Source organism: Aliinostoc maniaoense (assembly GCF_058172895.1).
The window spans coordinates 4,563,251-4,579,425 of record NZ_CP187952.1 but is presented as its reverse complement, the minus strand read 5'-3'; the positions used below and the strand labels follow the sequence as shown (position 1 = coordinate 4,579,425).

16 protein-coding genes and 1 tRNA gene are annotated in these 16,175 nt (G+C 42.3%); 11 read left to right on the top strand and 6 right to left on the bottom strand.

Annotated elements, in window-relative coordinates; genetic code table 11:
* Positions 1–193: 193 nt before the first annotated feature.
* The gene (locus ACPZ3T_RS19835) at positions 194–1,192 is read left to right on the top strand and encodes a DnaJ C-terminal domain-containing protein (protein ID WP_490271175.1); all 999 of its coding nucleotides are present in this window, start codon (positions 194–196) and stop codon (positions 1,190–1,192) included.
* A gap of 163 nt (positions 1,193–1,355) precedes the next feature.
* On the opposite strand, the gene ACPZ3T_RS19830 is transcribed toward ACPZ3T_RS19835, so the two are convergent.
* Together ACPZ3T_RS19830 and ACPZ3T_RS19825 are read right to left on the bottom strand one after the other, a co-directional pair.
* Positions 1,356–1,898: a peroxiredoxin family protein gene (locus ACPZ3T_RS19830; protein WP_490271174.1), complete on the bottom strand. Its 543-nt coding sequence runs from the start codon at positions 1,896–1,898 to the stop codon at positions 1,356–1,358.
* A 220-nt stretch (positions 1,899–2,118) separates the two neighbouring features.
* Positions 2,119–2,730, bottom strand: coding sequence for a peroxiredoxin (locus tag ACPZ3T_RS19825; RefSeq protein WP_490271173.1), 612 nt, complete (start codon positions 2,728–2,730; stop codon positions 2,119–2,121).
* 140 nt (positions 2,731–2,870) lie between these two features.
* Here ACPZ3T_RS19825 and ACPZ3T_RS19820 point away from each other — a divergent pair, with 140 nt between their 5' ends.
* A complete protein-coding gene (locus tag ACPZ3T_RS19820) occupies positions 2,871–4,982 on the top strand; it encodes an amylo-alpha-1,6-glucosidase (RefSeq protein ID WP_490271172.1) in 2,112 nt (703 codons plus the stop codon).
* A 120-nt stretch (positions 4,983–5,102) separates the two neighbouring features.
* Positions 5,103–5,915, top strand: a complete 813-nt coding sequence (locus tag ACPZ3T_RS19815) for a MerR family transcriptional regulator (protein WP_490271171.1) — start codon at positions 5,103–5,105, stop codon at positions 5,913–5,915.
* Between the two features lie 38 nt (positions 5,916–5,953).
* Here ACPZ3T_RS19815 and ACPZ3T_RS19810 read toward each other — a convergent pair.
* The 3 genes from ACPZ3T_RS19810 to sufR form a co-directional block, all read right to left on the bottom strand.
* Positions 5,954–6,027, bottom strand: a tRNA-Met gene (locus ACPZ3T_RS19810).
* A 187-nt stretch (positions 6,028–6,214) separates the two neighbouring features.
* Positions 6,215–6,475, bottom strand: coding sequence for a hypothetical protein (locus ACPZ3T_RS19805; RefSeq protein ID WP_490271170.1), 261 nt, complete (start codon positions 6,473–6,475; stop codon positions 6,215–6,217).
* A gap of 188 nt (positions 6,476–6,663) precedes the next feature.
* Positions 6,664–7,332: an iron-sulfur cluster biosynthesis transcriptional regulator SufR gene (sufR, locus tag ACPZ3T_RS19800; protein ID WP_490271169.1), complete on the bottom strand. Its 669-nt coding sequence runs from the start codon at positions 7,330–7,332 to the stop codon at positions 6,664–6,666.
* A 225-nt stretch (positions 7,333–7,557) separates the two neighbouring features.
* Here sufR and sufB point away from each other — a divergent pair, with 225 nt between their 5' ends.
* The 6 genes from sufB (at position 7,558) to ACPZ3T_RS19770 (ending at position 14,064) form a co-directional block, all read left to right on the top strand.
* Entirely contained in the window at positions 7,558–8,997 is a 1,440-nt protein-coding gene (gene sufB / locus ACPZ3T_RS19795) for a Fe-S cluster assembly protein SufB (RefSeq protein ID WP_490271168.1), read from the top strand.
* 79 nt (positions 8,998–9,076) lie between these two features.
* A complete protein-coding gene (sufC, locus tag ACPZ3T_RS19790) occupies positions 9,077–9,865 on the top strand; it encodes a Fe-S cluster assembly ATPase SufC (RefSeq protein ID WP_490271167.1) in 789 nt (262 codons plus the stop codon).
* Positions 9,865–11,226 carry a Fe-S cluster assembly protein SufD gene (sufD, locus tag ACPZ3T_RS19785; protein ID WP_490271166.1) on the top strand — a complete coding sequence of 454 codons (1,362 nt, stop codon included), beginning with the start codon at positions 9,865–9,867 and terminating at the stop codon, positions 11,224–11,226. The genes sufC and sufD overlap by 1 nt, the downstream gene beginning before the upstream one ends.
* Before the next feature lie 131 nt (positions 11,227–11,357).
* The gene (locus ACPZ3T_RS19780; protein ID WP_490271165.1) at positions 11,358–12,620 is read left to right on the top strand and encodes a cysteine desulfurase; all 1,263 of its coding nucleotides are present in this window, start codon (positions 11,358–11,360) and stop codon (positions 12,618–12,620) included.
* 201 nt (positions 12,621–12,821) lie between these two features.
* Positions 12,822–13,421, top strand: coding sequence for a hypothetical protein (locus ACPZ3T_RS19775; RefSeq protein WP_490271164.1), 600 nt, complete (start codon positions 12,822–12,824; stop codon positions 13,419–13,421).
* Between the two features lie 10 nt (positions 13,422–13,431).
* Entirely contained in the window at positions 13,432–14,064 is a 633-nt protein-coding gene (locus ACPZ3T_RS19770; RefSeq protein ID WP_490271163.1) for a Uma2 family endonuclease, read from the top strand.
* Between the two features lie 296 nt (positions 14,065–14,360).
* On the opposite strand, the gene rpiA is transcribed toward ACPZ3T_RS19770, so the two are convergent.
* The gene (gene rpiA / locus ACPZ3T_RS19765; protein ID WP_490271162.1) at positions 14,361–15,071 is read right to left on the bottom strand and encodes a ribose-5-phosphate isomerase RpiA; all 711 of its coding nucleotides are present in this window, start codon (positions 15,069–15,071) and stop codon (positions 14,361–14,363) included.
* 30 nt (positions 15,072–15,101) lie between these two features.
* Here rpiA and ACPZ3T_RS19760 point away from each other — a divergent pair, with 30 nt between their 5' ends.
* The gene (locus ACPZ3T_RS19760; RefSeq protein WP_490271161.1) at positions 15,102–15,278 is read left to right on the top strand and encodes a hypothetical protein; all 177 of its coding nucleotides are present in this window, start codon (positions 15,102–15,104) and stop codon (positions 15,276–15,278) included.
* Positions 15,279–15,436: 158 nt separating this feature from the next.
* On the top strand, positions 15,437–16,120 hold the full coding sequence (locus tag ACPZ3T_RS19755; protein ID WP_490277287.1) for an S-layer homology domain-containing protein: 684 nt from the start codon (positions 15,437–15,439) through the stop codon (positions 16,118–16,120).
* The last annotated feature ends 55 nt before the right edge of the window (positions 16,121–16,175 follow it).

The window sequence follows — 16,175 nt, the reverse complement described above, 5'->3', positions numbered from 1 at the left end:
TTTAATTATCCCCAGTCCCCAATCTCCAAGTACGGTAATCGCCCCGATGCAATGAGGATGAACCACACTTGATTATTTATATTATTTGTTAATTTAAAATCAGAATTATTTGTGCTTGGCATTATACCTAGCAAAAACGAAATCTCACATCTTAGAAAAAAACTTAAAGGAAATTTTTACAGGAGGCTGGTAGATGGCTGCAACCGACTTCAAAGACTATTACAGCATTTTGGGAGTTAGTAAAACTGCCAGTCCAGAAGAGATTAAACAAGCTTTTCGTAAACTAGCCCGGAAGTATCACCCTGATGTTAACCCAGGCAATAAGCAGGCAGAAGCAAAATTTAAAGAAGTCAACGAAGCTTACGAAGTGTTGTCAGATGCAGACAAACGCAAAAAATATGACCAATTTGGTCAATATTGGCGACAAGTAGGTGAAGGTGGCTTCCCTGGTGGTGCTGGTGTCGATATGGGCGGTTTTGATTTCAGTCAATACGGCTCTTTTGATGATTTTATCAATGAATTACTAGGACGCTTTGGTGGCGGTGCGCCTCGCGGTGGACGACAAAGTTATTCCTATGGAACTCCGGGAGGCCGACCAGGGGGTGCTTATGGTGGCTTTAGTGACTTCGGATTTCAAGACTTTGGCGCAGGGGGCGGACAAGATACAGAAGCCGCTATTACTTTAACTTTTGCAGAAGCTTTTACTGGTTCTCAAAAGCGTTTTAACTTAGGTAACGAAACATTAGACGTGCGTATTCCACCCGGTGCAAAACCTGGTAATCGTTTGCGGGTGAGGGGTAAAGGTCAATTTAACCCCATGACTCAACAACGGGGCGATTTATACTTAAAGGTAGAGTTACAACCCCACTCATTTTTCCAGATTGAAGGTGATAATCTGGTCTGTGAAGTGGCAATTACTCCTGATGAAGCGGCTTTAGGTGCGTCCATTGACGTACCCACACCCGACGGTAGTGTGAATGTGAAGTTACCTGCTGGTGTGCGTTCTGGTCAATCTTTGCGTTTACGGGGTAAAGGGTGGCCTATGCCTAAAGGTGGACGTGGCGATCAGTTGGTGAAGGTAGCGATCGCACCCCCGAAAGATATGAGTCAGCAAGAACGGGAATATTATGAAAAAATCCGGGCTATTCGTACTTACAACCCCCGGAGTCATTTACAACAGGTTAAACTGTAAAATCAATTAGATTTAGCCAAGGTTGTTAGGGGGCTTTTGACTGTCCCGCCAAGGATCTTTCTTTGGGAAAAGAACTGTAAAACACAAAAAGAGACGATTTTAACCTCGCTTTTTGTAACAGTTTAGATTCCCCGTTGCTTGAGCATCGGGGAGTAGTCAACTTTTAACTTTGAGTAAACATTTCTAATAAAGTTTCAATACTAGCGTTGTGGTCTAAGAAAGAAAATAAATGTTTGTAGCGCAGTCTGCCGTTTTTATCTAATACAAATTGGGCGGGTAAAGGTGCGCCTAAAGCTTGCCCTACTCGATAAGTACGAAATACTCTGCAACTTGGATCACTTAGTAATGGCATTTTTAAGCCTAAATCTCTGACGACTATTTGACTTTGTTGCTCGTCGGTACTAGTAATTAGTAAAACTTCTATATCCCGTTCCTGAAACTCCTCATATCGCTCATTCAAAGCTTTAATATGAGGAAAGCAAAATGGGCAATATTGCTTGGCTGTAAAAATGCGGGTAAAGGCTAGTAAAACAGGTTTTTTTCCGCGATAATCTGATAATTTTACTGACGTGCCATTAGTAATATCTGGTAATTGAAAGTCTGGTGTTCCTATCTCCAGCCTTAACTCATTACTAGCGGGAATCGGCAGGAAATTACGGAAGAAACGCTCATTTAATAATCCACTAAAATCTGTTGAGGTCAGCATAAATCAATTCAAAATTCAAAATTTAAAACCACAGATAAACATTTTCATCAACACTAATTTTATATCTGTATTGATGTGTTTTCATCTGTGGTTGGGATGATTTTATTGCTTAAACTTTTATAGTTAGAAATACAGAAAGGAGTTGAAAAAGTCCAAAAAGCAGATAGTTAAAATATTTTACTTTCTGCCTTTTTCCTTCTGCCTTCTGCCTTCTGCTTTTTTAGACAGCAGAGAAGTAAACTTTAGATTTCACAGGGTCAGGATTCATTGTTTTGTCACCAGGTTGCCAACCAGCAGGGCAAACTTCATCTGGGTGAGATTGAACATACTGAATCGCTTGCAATGTCCGCAGGGTTTCATCAACGCTACGACCAAAAGCTAGGTTGTTTATGGTAGCGTGTTGGATGATACCATCTTTGTCAATGATGAATAGACCACGTAAAGCAATACCTGCGGCTGGGTCTAAAACATTATAGGCGGAGCTAATTTCTTTTTTGATGTCGGAAACTAAAGGATAATTAAGGTCGCCAACACCACCAGACTTGCGATCTGTTTGAATCCAGGCTAGGTGAGAAAATTCGCTATCAACGGAAACACCAAGAATTTCAGTATTAAGTTTACTAAATTCTTCGTAGCGATCGCTAAATGCTGTGATCTCAGTGGGGCAAACAAAGGTAAAGTCTAGGGGGTAGAAGAACAGGACAACATACTTACCACGATAGTTGGAAAGTTTGATTTCCTTAAATTCCTGATCCGCTACAGCTGTTGCGGTAAAATCGGGAGCTTGTTGACCAACGCGGAGGCTTCCTTCTGTTCCGTAAGTGATGGACATTTACTATTATCTCCTTCAACTTATATCCGTTTACTAGCGTTGGAGTTGGGGTCAAGTAAATCTTACCCATCCACGCTCTGTCACAGTTTGATTACGATCTGTTACAACTATATCATACTCATAACGATTTTGAGTAGCACATGGTTGATTTAGATACAAGAGAATGGTTATTGACCAATGGCTTGGGCAGTTTTGCCAGTGGAACTGTTAGTGATGTCCGCACCCGGACTTATCACGGTTGGTTATTTGCGGCAACAAATCCACCGGCCGGCCGCACCCTATTGTTTTCGCATCTAGAAGCTAGCTTGGAAGTCTCAGAGAAAGTTGTGGCACTGGGAACGAATATTTGGGGTACAGGTAATATCGAGCCGAAAGGCTACAAATTGCTGCAATCCTTCGATATTAACCCTGTTCCTAAATGGATTTGGGGACAGAATGATTGGCAACTAAGCAGGCAATTGGTGATGCCGCATGGTTTGTTAGGCAATAGCCAAGAAAATCAGACTTGCCACTGGCCAATGAGCCATCGTCTGTTAATTCAATATCGTTATGAAGGTAGAGAAACTGCGGTTTTGAGACTGCGATTGTTGATAGCTGATCGGGATTTTCATGGTCAACAAATCGGTAGTTCCGACTTACAATTTTCCCAATTACTTGGTGATCAACAGGTTTGTTTACAGGCAATTATGTCTGGACACTTTGGTACACCTTGGCAATTGCGTTGGACACAAGGGGAATATCAAGCCGATCCCCTGTGGTACTGGAATTACGAGTTTCCAGAGGAGACAGAACGGGGACTGTGCAATCATGAAGACCTTTTCAGTCCCGGTTATTTATCTGTGATTCTCAAGCCAGGAGATGCAGTAACTTTAGAAGCCAGGATGGGTTTTCCTGAACAATCACCGGATGTTCTCACCCCTGATACTTTTACAGAAGCTGTAGCCGCAGAACAAGAGCGACTGTCTCAAATTTTTGGTTGGGATCTAGATACTGGGAGATTGGGGACTGGGGACTGGGGACTGGGGACTGGGGACTGGGGATTGGGAACTGGGAATATGGATCATCCCCAATGCCCCATCACCCATGCCCAATCCCCAATTTGGCGACAATTATTAAAAGCCAGCGATCAATTTATTGTTTATCGAGCTTCTATTGGTGGCCCTACGGTGATTGCTGGTTATCACTGGTTTAATGATTGGGGTAGAGACACCTTAATTGCTTTACCTGGGTTGACTTTGGTAACTGGACGTTTTGAAGTAGCTAAAGGTCTGCTGCAAACTTTTGGGCGTTACTGTCGTTATGGTCTGATTCCTAATGCTTTCCCAGATATGGACAGTGAGCCGTTCTACAATAGCATTGATGCTGCTTTGTGGTGGGTTGAAACTTTAGGACTTTACTTGGAAGCTACCCAAGATTGGCAATTTTTAGCTGAACAGTTTCCAGTTGTACAGCAAATTCATAAAGCTTTTATTGGTGGTACACGCTACAACATTCAAGTAGACGCAACTGATGGACTGTTGGGTTGGGATGCACCTAGTGTTGCTCTGACTTGGATGGATGCTTTAGTGAATGGACAACCTGTAACACCTCGTCCCGGTAAAGCGGTGGAAATTAATGCCCTGTGGTATTCTGCTTTATGTTGGATGAGTCAATGGGCAGAACGTTTAAGTCAGCTAGAAGTTGGTGATGCAGTCCGTTTCGCCAATCAAGGAAAGCGTTATGCTCAACAGGCACAACAAGTAAAAGCTTCCTTACAAAAATTCTGGAATCCCCAGTTGGGTTATTTGTATGACACCATTGACGTTGACGATCGCCGCAATGCTCAAATTCGCCCCAATGCAGTTTTAGCATTGTCTTTACATCATTGCGGTTTTTCCCAATCCCAAGGTCGTCAGGTCTTAGATTTAGCTACTTATCGCTTGCTAACTCCCTATGGTCTGCGCTCTCTTGACCCAGCAGATCCAGAATACATTGGTAAATGTGTAGGTAATAGCGAAAACCGCGATCGCGCTTATCACCAAGGTACTGTCTGGACTTGGTTAATCGGCCCCTTTATCCGCGCTTGGCAGCGTTTTTTACCGGAACAACCACTACCTTTTAGTTGGCAACCGTTGTTAGATCACTTATTCCAAGATGTTTGTCTAGGTTCAATTTCCGAAATTTTTGATGGCAACCCACCCCACCAACCCAGAGGCGCAGTCGCACAGGCTTGGTCAATTGCCGAAGTTCTTCGCCACATAGAAGATCAATAATTAGGAACTGCGAAAGATTGACACTCTCCTGACGACAAAAATTTTGCTATCGTCTCTTGACTCTACCCTTACGGCAGGGTGTTTAGTTGAGAAAGTCTGAGACTTAACCCAAATACCAAGATGTTAAAAATAGGTGATTTTTCCAAGCTCAGTCAGGTGAGTGTCAAAGCACTGCGTCTCTACGATCAAATGGCATTACTCAAACCATTACAAGTAGACAACCTTACAGGCTACCGCTACTACTCACCTGAACAATTACCCCGACTGAATCGCATTTTAGCTTTCAAAGATTTGGGTTTTTCTCTAGAACAAATTAGCACGCTACTAGATGAGAATTTACCCCCAGCCCAAATTCGGGGAATGCTACGACTCAAGCAAGCCGAAATTCAACAGTTAGTAGAAGCAGAACAAGCAAGACTCAGACGAGTAGAAGCAAGACTCAAGCAAATTGAACAGGAGAATAATATGTCTAACTATGAGGTTGTGATCAAAAAGGCTGAACCTATTGAAGTTGTCTCTATCCGCGAGATTTTACCCAATTACGCCAGTATAGGCATACTTTATGATGAATTACACGAGTATCTCAAACAACAGTCAGCCCAAGTTGGTGATTATTATGGGGCTATTTGGCATGACCCAGGCTATAAAGATAGTGATGTCGATGGGGAAGCGGTAATTTCCATTACAGGATTAGTCAAAGGTAATGAAAGAATCAAAGTTTACGAGTTACCTAGGCTAGAGAAAATCGCCTGTTTAATTCATCATGGCAGTTATGATACTATCAGCCAAGCCTATGCAGCCTTAGTTTCTTGGATTGAGGCCAATGGCTACAAAGTTACCGGGCCAAACCGTGAAGTATATCTTATTGGTGGTAACGAACAGCGCAATGAATCCTATGTTACTGAGATACAGTTTCCTGTCATTTCAGCTTAATATTTTGAAAAATTAGAGGTGATTTCTTGTTAATCAAATGGCTCAGGTCTGACTTGAACAGACGACCCCAGGCTTATGAGTCCCGTGCTCTAACCAACTGAGCTACTGAGCCTTGCTTTTCACACATTTCTTAATATAGCAGACAAATCTTTTTTTGGCTAGTGTGATTTTGAATTATTTTTGGCTACCCTGAAACGGTTAGTAGATTTATGGACAAATATCCTCAATGGCTACTTTGCCGGGAGTAACAATATTTGATTTAAGGGTTGATGGTTGGCGGTGGGCGATCGCTCCCCAATTTACCACTTCAAATAAGCAGCTTCTATCCCTGCTTCTCGTCTCATTTTGCCATCTTTTTCAAACCAAGTGATTACTTGTTGTGTGGTTAAGTCTTCAATCGCTACACCATATTCTTGCGCGATGTGTTTTAAAAGTTTCAGGGAAGAAATTGTTAATCTAGTTAAAAACTTTTCTGATGAAGATAATAAAGCCGCATCTACTTTCTCTGACTCTTCTAAGGTGAGAAATTGAGTTGATGGCTGTTGTGATGGTAAATCCATAACAATTCAAAATACCCTACGGGAAGCAAGCTACAAAATTCAAAATTCAAAAACCGAACCCCAATAGGCATGATAGCTTAAAAGTTAGCTTTGGGTGATATTGGTCAATAATTGGTAAACTGCTCTACTAATTTGCCATAATTCATGGCTTACACTGAATAAGATCATCAATTTACGTATTTTAATTTTTATTTACGCTCTTGGACTAGATAGCCGCAACGATGTTCGCCGTTAATTAGCCAGTGGGTACGCTCAACTGTACAGTCTGGGAGAACCGCCGCAAACATTTCTAGTTCATGGCCGCAAACGCTGGGGAATGATTCCGCCACATTAGAAATTGCACAGTTATGTTCCATGAAAATAAACCGTTTCTCCTCTGGTGAACCAGGGGAATCTACAGGGTGATATTCTGCCATGAAACCTTCAGCTTTTCGCAGTGAGACTAAATTAGCTACCCGTTCTTCGAGTGAACCGTTACCGACGCGATCGCGGTATTCTTGGGCTTTGCGTTCCCATTGTTTTTGTAAAATGGTCTTAAATTGGTCTTGTCCTACCGTTGCGGCTAAGGTGTCAAGCAACGAAACGGCAAAATCTCCGTGGCGATCGCTAGCTGATTTATGCAGGCGTTCTCGTCCTTGGCGGCTCAATTCATAAACGTGTTGCGGCCGCCCCATGCCAGCTTGTACCGTGGTGGAATAAATAATCAACTCCTCCATCTCCAAATCTTTGAGATGACGACGAATCGCTTGGGGACTAACATCTAAAATTTCCGCCAAGTCTAGGGCTGTGGCTTGGGAATGCTTGAGGAGATACTCTAGGATCTCTTGCTTAGTTGAGGACTGTTGAGTAGTCGCCATCTGAGTCCAAAAAATTTTTTGAGAAAATTTGACTTTAACAACATCGTTGTTGTTAATCTAGCGTAAAATGGAATTACATTAAACAACAACCATGTTGTTTTAGTCTATATCCTTATTGTAACAGTCGTCTAATCACAAGGTTAGACCAGATGGGTAGATATCCTAACTAAACCCGTCTTCGATCCTGAAAGAGCAACACTTCCTGAACACGAGAGACCACTAGCGATGAGTGCTACTGTCAAAACCTTAGTCAACCAACCCTACAAGTACGGTTTCGTCACTGATATTGAAACCGACACCATTCCGCGTGGACTAAACGAGGACGTAATCCGCTTAATCTCCGCTAAGAAAGAAGAGCCGGAGTTTATGCTGGAGTTTCGTCTCAGAGCTTACCGCCAGTGGCTAAAAATGACTGAGCCAACTTGGCCAAGCGTCACCTATCCACCTATTGATTATCAGGATATCATCTATTATTCCGCCCCTAAGAAAAAGAAAGAAAAACTCAACAGCTTAGAGGAAGTAGATCCTACCCTCCTAGAAACTTTCGAGAAGTTAGGTATCCCCCTATCTGAGCAGAAGCGATTGGCAAACGTTGCTGTAGACGCAATTTTTGACAGCGTTTCCGTCGCTACTACCTTTAAAGAAAAACTCGCCCAAGACGGCGTAATTTTCTGCTCAATTTCTGAAGCACTGCGGGAACACCCAGAACTCGTACAAAAATATCTGGGTAGTGTTGTTCCCATTGCTGATAATTATTTCGCCGCCCTCAACTCGGCGGTATTTAGTGACGGTTCTTTTGTCTATATTCCTAAAGGCGTAAAATGCCCGATGGAACTGTCTACCTACTTCCGCATCAACTCCGGTGATACAGGGCAATTTGAACGGACTTTGATTGTAGCCGAAGAAGGTAGCTATGTTTCCTATTTAGAAGGTTGCACTGCGCCAATGTACGACAGCAACCAATTACACGCGGCTGTAGTGGAACTTGTCGCCCTGGATAACGCGGAGATTAAATACTCTACTGTGCAAAACTGGTACGCTGGTGATGCTAACGGTAAAGGTGGGATTTACAACTTCGTTACCAAGCGCGGTTTGTGTCAAGGCGTAAACTCCAAAATTTCTTGGACACAAGTAGAAACTGGTTCAGCGATTACTTGGAAGTATCCTAGCTGTGTGTTAGTTGGGGATAATTCTGTCGGTGAATTTTACTCGGTGGCGTTAACTAATAATATGCAGCAAGCTGACACCGGGACAAAGATGATTCACATCGGCAAAAATACCCGCAGCACTATTATTTCTAAGGGTATTTCCGCAGGTAAGTCTAGTAATAGCTACCGAGGTTTGGTGAAAATTAATCCCAAGGCGGAAGGGGCGCGGAATTATTCTCAGTGCGACTCGATGCTGATTGGGGATAATGCTCACGCTAATACTTTCCCTTATATTCAAGTGCAGAATAATACTGGGAAGGTGGAGCATGAGGCTTCTACTTCTAAGATTGGGGAAGATCAGTTATTTTACTTTGCTCAACGGGGAATTTCGGCGGAAGACGCGATTTCGATGATGATTAGCGGCTTCTGTAAGGATGTGTTTAATCAGCTACCTATGGAGTTTGCGGTGGAGGCTGATAAGTTGTTGAGTCTGAAGTTGGAAGGTAGTGTGGGTTAATTTCTGAACGCAAAGGGGCGCGGAGGTTAACGCAAAGGTACGCAAAGAGAAGAGAGAGAAGAGAGAAGAGAGAGAGAACATGATTGTTGAAAATAGTGATGTGATTTTGTCTGTTAAGGGTTTGACGGCTGAGGTTGATGGTACGCCAATCCTTAAGGGTGTGAATTTGGAAGTGCGGGCTGGGGAAGTTCACGCGATTATGGGGCCAAATGGTTCGGGGAAGAGTACTTTTTCTAAGGTGTTGTCGGGACATCCGGCTTATACTGTGACTGGTGGTGAGGTGATTTTCCAGGGACAGAATTTGCTGGAGTTAGAACCGGAGGAACGGGCTAGGGCTGGTGTGTTTTTGGCGTTCCAATATCCTTTGGAAATTCCTGGGGTGAGTAATTTGGATTTCTTGCGGGTAGCATATAATTCTCGTCGCAAGGCTCAAGGTTTGGAAGAGTTAGACGCTTTCGATTTTGATGATTTGATTGAGGAAAAGTTGGAAGTGGTGAAGATGAATCCCGCTTTCCTCGAACGTAGTGTCAATGAAGGTTTCTCTGGTGGGGAGAAGAAGCGCAACGAAATTTTGCAGATGGCTTTGTTAGAGCCGAAGTTGGCAATTTTGGATGAAACTGATTCGGGTTTAGATATTGACGCTCTGAAAATTGTGGCGCATGGGGTAAATCAACTCACTAGCCCAGAAAATGCCACAATCATGATTACCCACTACCAACGGTTACTAGATTATATTGTTCCTGATTTTGTCCATGTTATGGCGCGGGGACAAATTATCACCAGTGGCGGTAAGGAATTAGCACTGGAATTAGAATCTCGTGGTTATGACTGGCTGTTGGAAGAAACTGCGGTTGGGGTGGGTGTGTAATGACAAATCAAGTTTCTCCTAGTGCAATTCCTAACTCGGATGTGGCGAGTTTGACAGCTACTTTGTTAGATAGAGATGCTGAGTTAGTGGCTTTGTTAAATCAGGTGACTGTACCAGCTTCTACAGGTTGGTTACAGGAAATTAGAGAATGCGCGGCAAATTGGGTGCATCATTCTACTATTCCTACTACCCGTGAGGAAGAATGGCGATTTACTGATTTGTCGGAGTTGCGCCAGGTAAAATTCCAAACCTTACAAGCAACATCCCCTGATATCAGCACATTTACAGTACCAGAATCTCATAACAGCCGCTTGGTGTTTGTTAACGGTGTGTACGCACCAGAGTTATCAGCCGTTGCAGATTTACCGAGTGGTGTAGTTGTCGGTAATTTAAATGCGCTACCTCTAACTGAACAGGAACGGGTACAAAAGCATTTAGCCCAAGCTGAGGGAGCATTAGAGGTATTTACTGCACTCAACACGGCGGGTATATCTGATGTCGCTGTTGTTTTGGTGGCGAAAAATGTCATCGTGGAAACGCCGATACATCTATTATTTATCTCCGTGGGTGGGGAAACAGCAACTATCGCTCAACCTCGGTGTTTAGTAGTCGCGGAAAGTGGCTCACAGGTGAGTGTGATTGAAGATTACGTGACTACCACAGGGGAAGCGGGGGTTTACCTCACCAACGCTGTTACGGAAATTGTCATTGCAGATAACGCTCATGTAACTCACACTAGAGTTGAGAGAGATAGTAAACAAGCTTTCCACATTGGTAAGACTGCCGTTACTCAAGCGCGTTATAGCCGTTATACTTGTCACGCCATTAGCTTGGGTGCAAAGCTATCACGACATAATTTAGAGATTTTGCAAACTGGTGAGCAAACTGAAACAACTCTCAATGGGTTGACAATGATTGCAGGGAATCAAGTAGCGGATACCCACAGTGCGATCGCTCTCAATCATCCCTATGGTACAAGTAAACAATTACATAAATGTATTATCGGCGATCGCGCTCACGCAGTCTTCAACGGTAAAGTTTTCGTACCCAAACCAGCACAGCTAACCGACGCAGCCCAGTTAAACCGTCACTTGCTGCTATCATCAAAAGCCAGAGTTGACACCAAACCCCAACTAGAAATCACCGCCGACAACGTCAAATGCGCCCACGGCGCGACAGTCAGCCAGTTAGAAGATGATGAAATATTCTATCTGCAAAGCCGGGGTATTGATAGCAACGACGCGCGCAAGCTACTAGTTAACGCTTTCGCCGCCGAAATCATCAACCATATCCCAGTCCCCTCATTGCGAGAAAAATTGCTAACCGCCGTCACCAAATTTAAGTCCCTAACTAATGAATAAATAGCCCGTAATTCGTAATTAATGAGTAATAACAAAATTACGAATTACGAATTACGTACAGCCTGCGGCATAGCTGCGCTTAGAGCGTAGCGGGGCGCAGCCCATTACGAATTACGAATTACGAATTACCAATGACGTACACTCCTACCAAAACCTTAGCTGATAAAGTCCGTGCTGATTTCCCGCTATTGCATCAAGAAATCAACGATAAACCATTGGTTTATTTAGACAATGCGGCGACATCACAAAAACCATTCTTCGTATTAAATGCACTCAGGGATTACTACGAAGAATATAACGCCAACGTGCATCGAGGAGCGCACACCCTCAGCGCAAAAGCCACCGATGCTTATGAAGGCGCACGGGATAAAATCGCCAAATTTATTAATGCAGCTTCCCGCCAAGAAATTGTTTACACCCGCAACGCCAGCGAAGCCATTAACCTTGTAGCTTATAGTTGGGGAATGAACAATTTAAAAGCTGGGGATGAAATTATTCTGTCGGTGATGGAACACCACAGTAATATTGTGCCTTGGCAATTCGTTGCCCAAAGAACTGGTGCGGTTCTCAAGTTTGTGGAATTAACACCAGAAGAAACCTTTGATTTAGAACAGTTTAAACAACTGATTTCTGAGAAAACTAAATTAGTTTCTATAGTTCATGTTTCTAATACACTGGGTTGTATAAATCCAGTGGCAGAGATTGCGAAAATTGCTCACAGATACGGCGCGAAATTCTTAGTTGATGCTTGTCAAAGTGTGCCTCATATGCCTGTTGATGTCCAACAAATCGACTGTGATTGGTTGGTAGCATCTGGACACAAAATGTGTGCTCCTACTGGTATAGGTTTCTTGTATGGAAAGTTGGAATTACTAGAAGCAATGCCACCATTTTTTGGTGGTGGTGAAATGATTGCCGAAGTATATTTAGATCATTCCACCTATGCCGAATTACCCCATAAATTTGAAGCGGGAACACCGGCAATTGGGGAAGCGATCGCCATTGGTGCAGCGATAGATTATCTTACTAACATAGGTATGGATAAAATCCACGCCTACGAAGCAGAATTAACAGCTTATTTGTTCCAAGAATTAGCTAAAATTCCCCAAGTCAGAATCTACGGGCCAGAACCCGATGCGAAAGGTGAAGGTAGAGCCGCTTTAGCAGCATTTACTGTTGAAGGTATCCACGCCAACGACTTATCTACATTATTAGATCAAGAAGGCGTAGCCATTCGTTCTGGACATCATTGCACCCAACCATTACACCGCCATTTAGGTTTACCAGCCACCGCGCGAGTCAGTTTATCTTTCTACAGCACCCGCGAGGAAATTGACGTTTTCATTAAAGCACTCAAGGAAACCATTGATTTTTTTGCTGGAATATTTGGTTAATTTAGGGTGGGCATTGCCCACCTTTTAATTTTTATGAAAAAGTCTAGTTTAAGAAAACTAAGTTAAGAAAAGTAAACAAACCTGTAACCCTCTTACCTCCTGCCTCCTGCCTTGACATAGCGATAGTTTTTAACACTGAGCTACTTATAGTCTTAAAATCACTTCTTTTCTTTGACTCGCTAAATTACAGGAGTCGCTACAATGTCATACAGTGACTTTACTTTAGACAAAGTGAGGAAAACTTTTGGTTTAACCATCGCCGATAAATTAGATATATTTGCATCTATCCCAGAAATATATTCTCCTGTATTATTGACAGAAATCTTAAAAGAAAATATTCCATTAGCTCTTGCTAGCAATACAGAAAAATCTCGTTCAGAGATGATTATTGTACCAATTTTAATTGCTATTAGAAAATATTTAAGTAATCAAATAAGCTTATTTTCTGGCATTGATTTCACTGTCGAACCAGCACAGGGATTAAATGGTAACTGTGCTTTTATTATCAGCCGTTCACCAGAATTATTAATTGTCAATGCACCAGTAGTCACCATTGTAGAAGCTAAGAAAGAAAATATCAATGCTGGCTTAGGTCAATGTGTAGCCGAAATGATAGCAGCAAAATTATTCAATGAACGTGAAGGCAATAATATTCAGACTATTTATGGAACTGTGACTACAGGTACTAACTGGAAGTTTTTGAAACTTTATGAACAAGTAGTCGAAATTGACTTAAGTGAATATTATATTAATAACATAGGTAAAATTTTAGGAATTTTATCGCATATTTTGACAGAATAAGTATTGTCATATGCTCATACAGTCAACTCCTGCCGAACAAAGAACAGTTTTACATAACGTTAGCTGGGAAACCTTTGAAGCCTTGCTCAGAGATACAGGCGAGCATAGAGGTTCTAGGTTTGCGTATGACTGCGGCACTTTAGAAATTATGACCCCACTTTTTGAACACGAAAACCCTAAAATTCAGTTTGATCGTTTAGTGTTTGCCTTAGTTGAAGAATTAGACTTAGAAATAAAAACTGCTGGCTCTACAACCTTAAAATTGCCATTAGCTAAACGAGGTATAGAACCAGATAACTGTTACTATATCCAAAATGAATTTAGAGTAAGAGGTAAAGAAAAATTAAATTTAGAAACAGATCCGCCACCTGATTTAGCCATAGAAATAGACATTACTAGCAGTTCAGTCAACAAATTTAATATTTACTCAGCGTTAGGTATTGCTGAATTGTGGAGATATGACGGATACAACTTAAAATTTTATCAGTTAGTTAACGGTCAATATATTGAGGATGAATTTAGTCTGGCCTTTCCTATAGTGTCTGCAAGTGAGATGAGTAGATTTATTCAGCAAAGTAAAAGCATGGGTGAAATTGCTTTGCTCAAATCATTTCGTGTTTGGGTTAGAGAACGCATAGAATAATTATTTGAAGAAGCAGAGATATTTACCAAGCCCCGTTGAGGGTGTAGGGGTGTAGGGGGAAGAAAGAGCAGCTAGCCACCCAAGGCTTTTAAGCCCTGTTCCTTTTCAGGGGTGAAAAATTCATGCACAATCCTTTTCTTCTTTGAGTAATGAGTAATAAGTAATGAGTAAATAGCCATTACTTATTACTTATTACTTATTGAATTTGGTTCACCGATGATGACACCAAAACTTTATGAATAAAGAATAGGTAAATCTCATCAAAGTCAACACCCTACCCTTACACCCCTAGTGATTCACAGTTGTCTTACTACTGGTTGAGCATCTACAACCTCGCCAACTAACACTACATCGGCACAGTTGACAAAGATCCCATTTTCGAGAACACCAGGGATGTTATTGAGAACCTTTTCTAAGTTGACTGGGTCGTCAATAGAGTCAAATCGAACGTCTAAGACAAAGTTACCTTGGTCAGTGATCACTGGCCCAGCTTTTTTTACGCCCATACGCAGTTCTGGTTTACCTCCGAGTTGCTTAATTGCATTAGTGACGGGGGTAATTGCCATCGGAATCACTTCGACTGGTACAGCAAATACAGAACCTAAACGCTCTACTAATTTGCCACTATCTACAACGACTATAAATTGATTTGCTAAGTAATCAACTACCTTCTCACGGGTATGAGCTGCGCCACCACCTTTAATTAAGTTCTTGTTGGGGTCAACTTCATCAGCCCCATCAATGGCAATATCAATATGGTCAACAGCATCAAGGGTAGTGAGAGGAACGCCGTATTTTTTTGCCAACACCTCAGACTGAAATGAAGTAGGGATACCGACAATATCTTTTAGTTCACCAGATTTTAAGCGATCGCCTAAATACTGAATCGTGTAAGCTGTAGTTGAACCAGTACCCAAGCCGACAATTGAATCAGACTTGACCATAGCAGCTGCGGCTTTACCAACTTCTTGCTTCATCAAAGTAACGGGATCTGCTGTCATGCCCAAAACTCCTGAAATATCGTCTAAATAAAAGGCTTGTCCACAGCAGACTATACTACAATCCCTGACACTTCAATATTCTCTGTTGACACAATTGAGGTAGAAAGGGGCAGGGGCAGGGGGCAGGGGAGCAGGGGGACAAGGGAGACAAGGGGGACAAGGGAGACAGGGAGCAGGGGGCAGGGGGCAGGGGGCAGGGAGCAGGGGGAGTAAAACTCTTCAATTTTGAATTTTGAATTTTGAATTTTGAATTTTTCTGCCCAATGTCCTGTTTGCCTAAATTCGGCAACCTTACCGAGTAAAAATATGTCAACATAATCAGTGCGTAATGCGTCGTCTATCAAAGAAGCAGATTTACGGTGGTTAGAACTATGCGCCCTTGGCTGAGTACATTTTCTTTAGTGCTACTACTCCAAAGCTTCCCGGTAATTGTGCAAGCGCAAGCGACCGAAACTACTGCGGGAGTGACATCAGAGGTAATTCAACAGGTAATTGCTGCCCAATTGATGACTAATTCCCCAGATGGTAATTTTTATCCAGAACGGTCAATGAGTCGTGCAGAATTAGCAGTGATTTTAGTCAAAACATTTCATTTAGATAAACGAGAAGCTGCTAAACAAGAAAAATCAATATCTGTTGCAGATGTTCCTCCTTCTCACTGGGCATATCGAGATATTCAGATAGTGCTGAAAACAGATGTGATGAGAGGTTATCGAGGGAATTTATTCTTCCCGAATCAAAGGGTGACAAGGGCAGAAGGGTTGGCTATTTTCGCCCAAGCTTATGGCGTATTTCAGTTTGGTGATGATTCTGTAAATGAAATTCTCGCTCCATATCCAGATGCAGGATCTATACCTAGTTGGGCTAGAAGAGCGATCGCTACAGTAGTTACAGAAGGATTTATTAACACTGATGCTCAAAATAATATATCCCCTTTAAGACCGATGAATCGCGGGGATATGGCCTATCTTTTGAGTAAATATTTGCAAAGACAACAAAAGCAACCGGAAACACCAGAAGTTCGCGGTGTTACCAACACCCCGCCATCTTTCTAATCTTCACAATGCCAGATTCAAAAGTGAAAAGCAAAAAGATAACATACATATAATA

What these genes read in the sequence shown, in the direction of transcription:
- ACPZ3T_RS19835 (WP_490271175.1), top strand. Translation starts at nt 194, where the DNA reads ATGGCTGCAACCGACTTCAAAGACTATTACAGCATTTTGGGAGTTAGT.
- ACPZ3T_RS19830 (WP_490271174.1), bottom strand. Translation starts at nt 1,898, where the DNA reads ATGCTGACCTCAACAGATTTTAGTGGATTATTAAATGAGCGTTTCTTC.
- ACPZ3T_RS19825 (WP_490271173.1), bottom strand. Translation starts at nt 2,730, where the DNA reads ATGTCCATCACTTACGGAACAGAAGGAAGCCTCCGCGTTGGTCAACAA.
- ACPZ3T_RS19820 (WP_490271172.1), top strand. Translation starts at nt 2,871, where the DNA reads ATGGTTGATTTAGATACAAGAGAATGGTTATTGACCAATGGCTTGGGC.
- ACPZ3T_RS19815 (WP_490271171.1), top strand. Translation starts at nt 5,103, where the DNA reads ATGTTAAAAATAGGTGATTTTTCCAAGCTCAGTCAGGTGAGTGTCAAA.
- ACPZ3T_RS19805 (WP_490271170.1), bottom strand. Translation starts at nt 6,475, where the DNA reads ATGGATTTACCATCACAACAGCCATCAACTCAATTTCTCACCTTAGAA.
- sufR (WP_490271169.1), bottom strand. Translation starts at nt 7,332, where the DNA reads ATGGCGACTACTCAACAGTCCTCAACTAAGCAAGAGATCCTAGAGTAT.
- sufB (WP_490271168.1), top strand. Translation starts at nt 7,558, where the DNA reads ATGAGTGCTACTGTCAAAACCTTAGTCAACCAACCCTACAAGTACGGT.
- sufC (WP_490271167.1), top strand. Translation starts at nt 9,077, where the DNA reads ATGATTGTTGAAAATAGTGATGTGATTTTGTCTGTTAAGGGTTTGACG.
- sufD (WP_490271166.1), top strand. Translation starts at nt 9,865, where the DNA reads ATGACAAATCAAGTTTCTCCTAGTGCAATTCCTAACTCGGATGTGGCG.
- ACPZ3T_RS19780 (WP_490271165.1), top strand. Translation starts at nt 11,358, where the DNA reads ATGACGTACACTCCTACCAAAACCTTAGCTGATAAAGTCCGTGCTGAT.
- ACPZ3T_RS19775 (WP_490271164.1), top strand. Translation starts at nt 12,822, where the DNA reads ATGTCATACAGTGACTTTACTTTAGACAAAGTGAGGAAAACTTTTGGT.
- ACPZ3T_RS19770 (WP_490271163.1), top strand. Translation starts at nt 13,432, where the DNA reads ATGCTCATACAGTCAACTCCTGCCGAACAAAGAACAGTTTTACATAAC.
- ACPZ3T_RS19755 (WP_490277287.1), top strand. Translation starts at nt 15,437, where the DNA reads ATGCGCCCTTGGCTGAGTACATTTTCTTTAGTGCTACTACTCCAAAGC.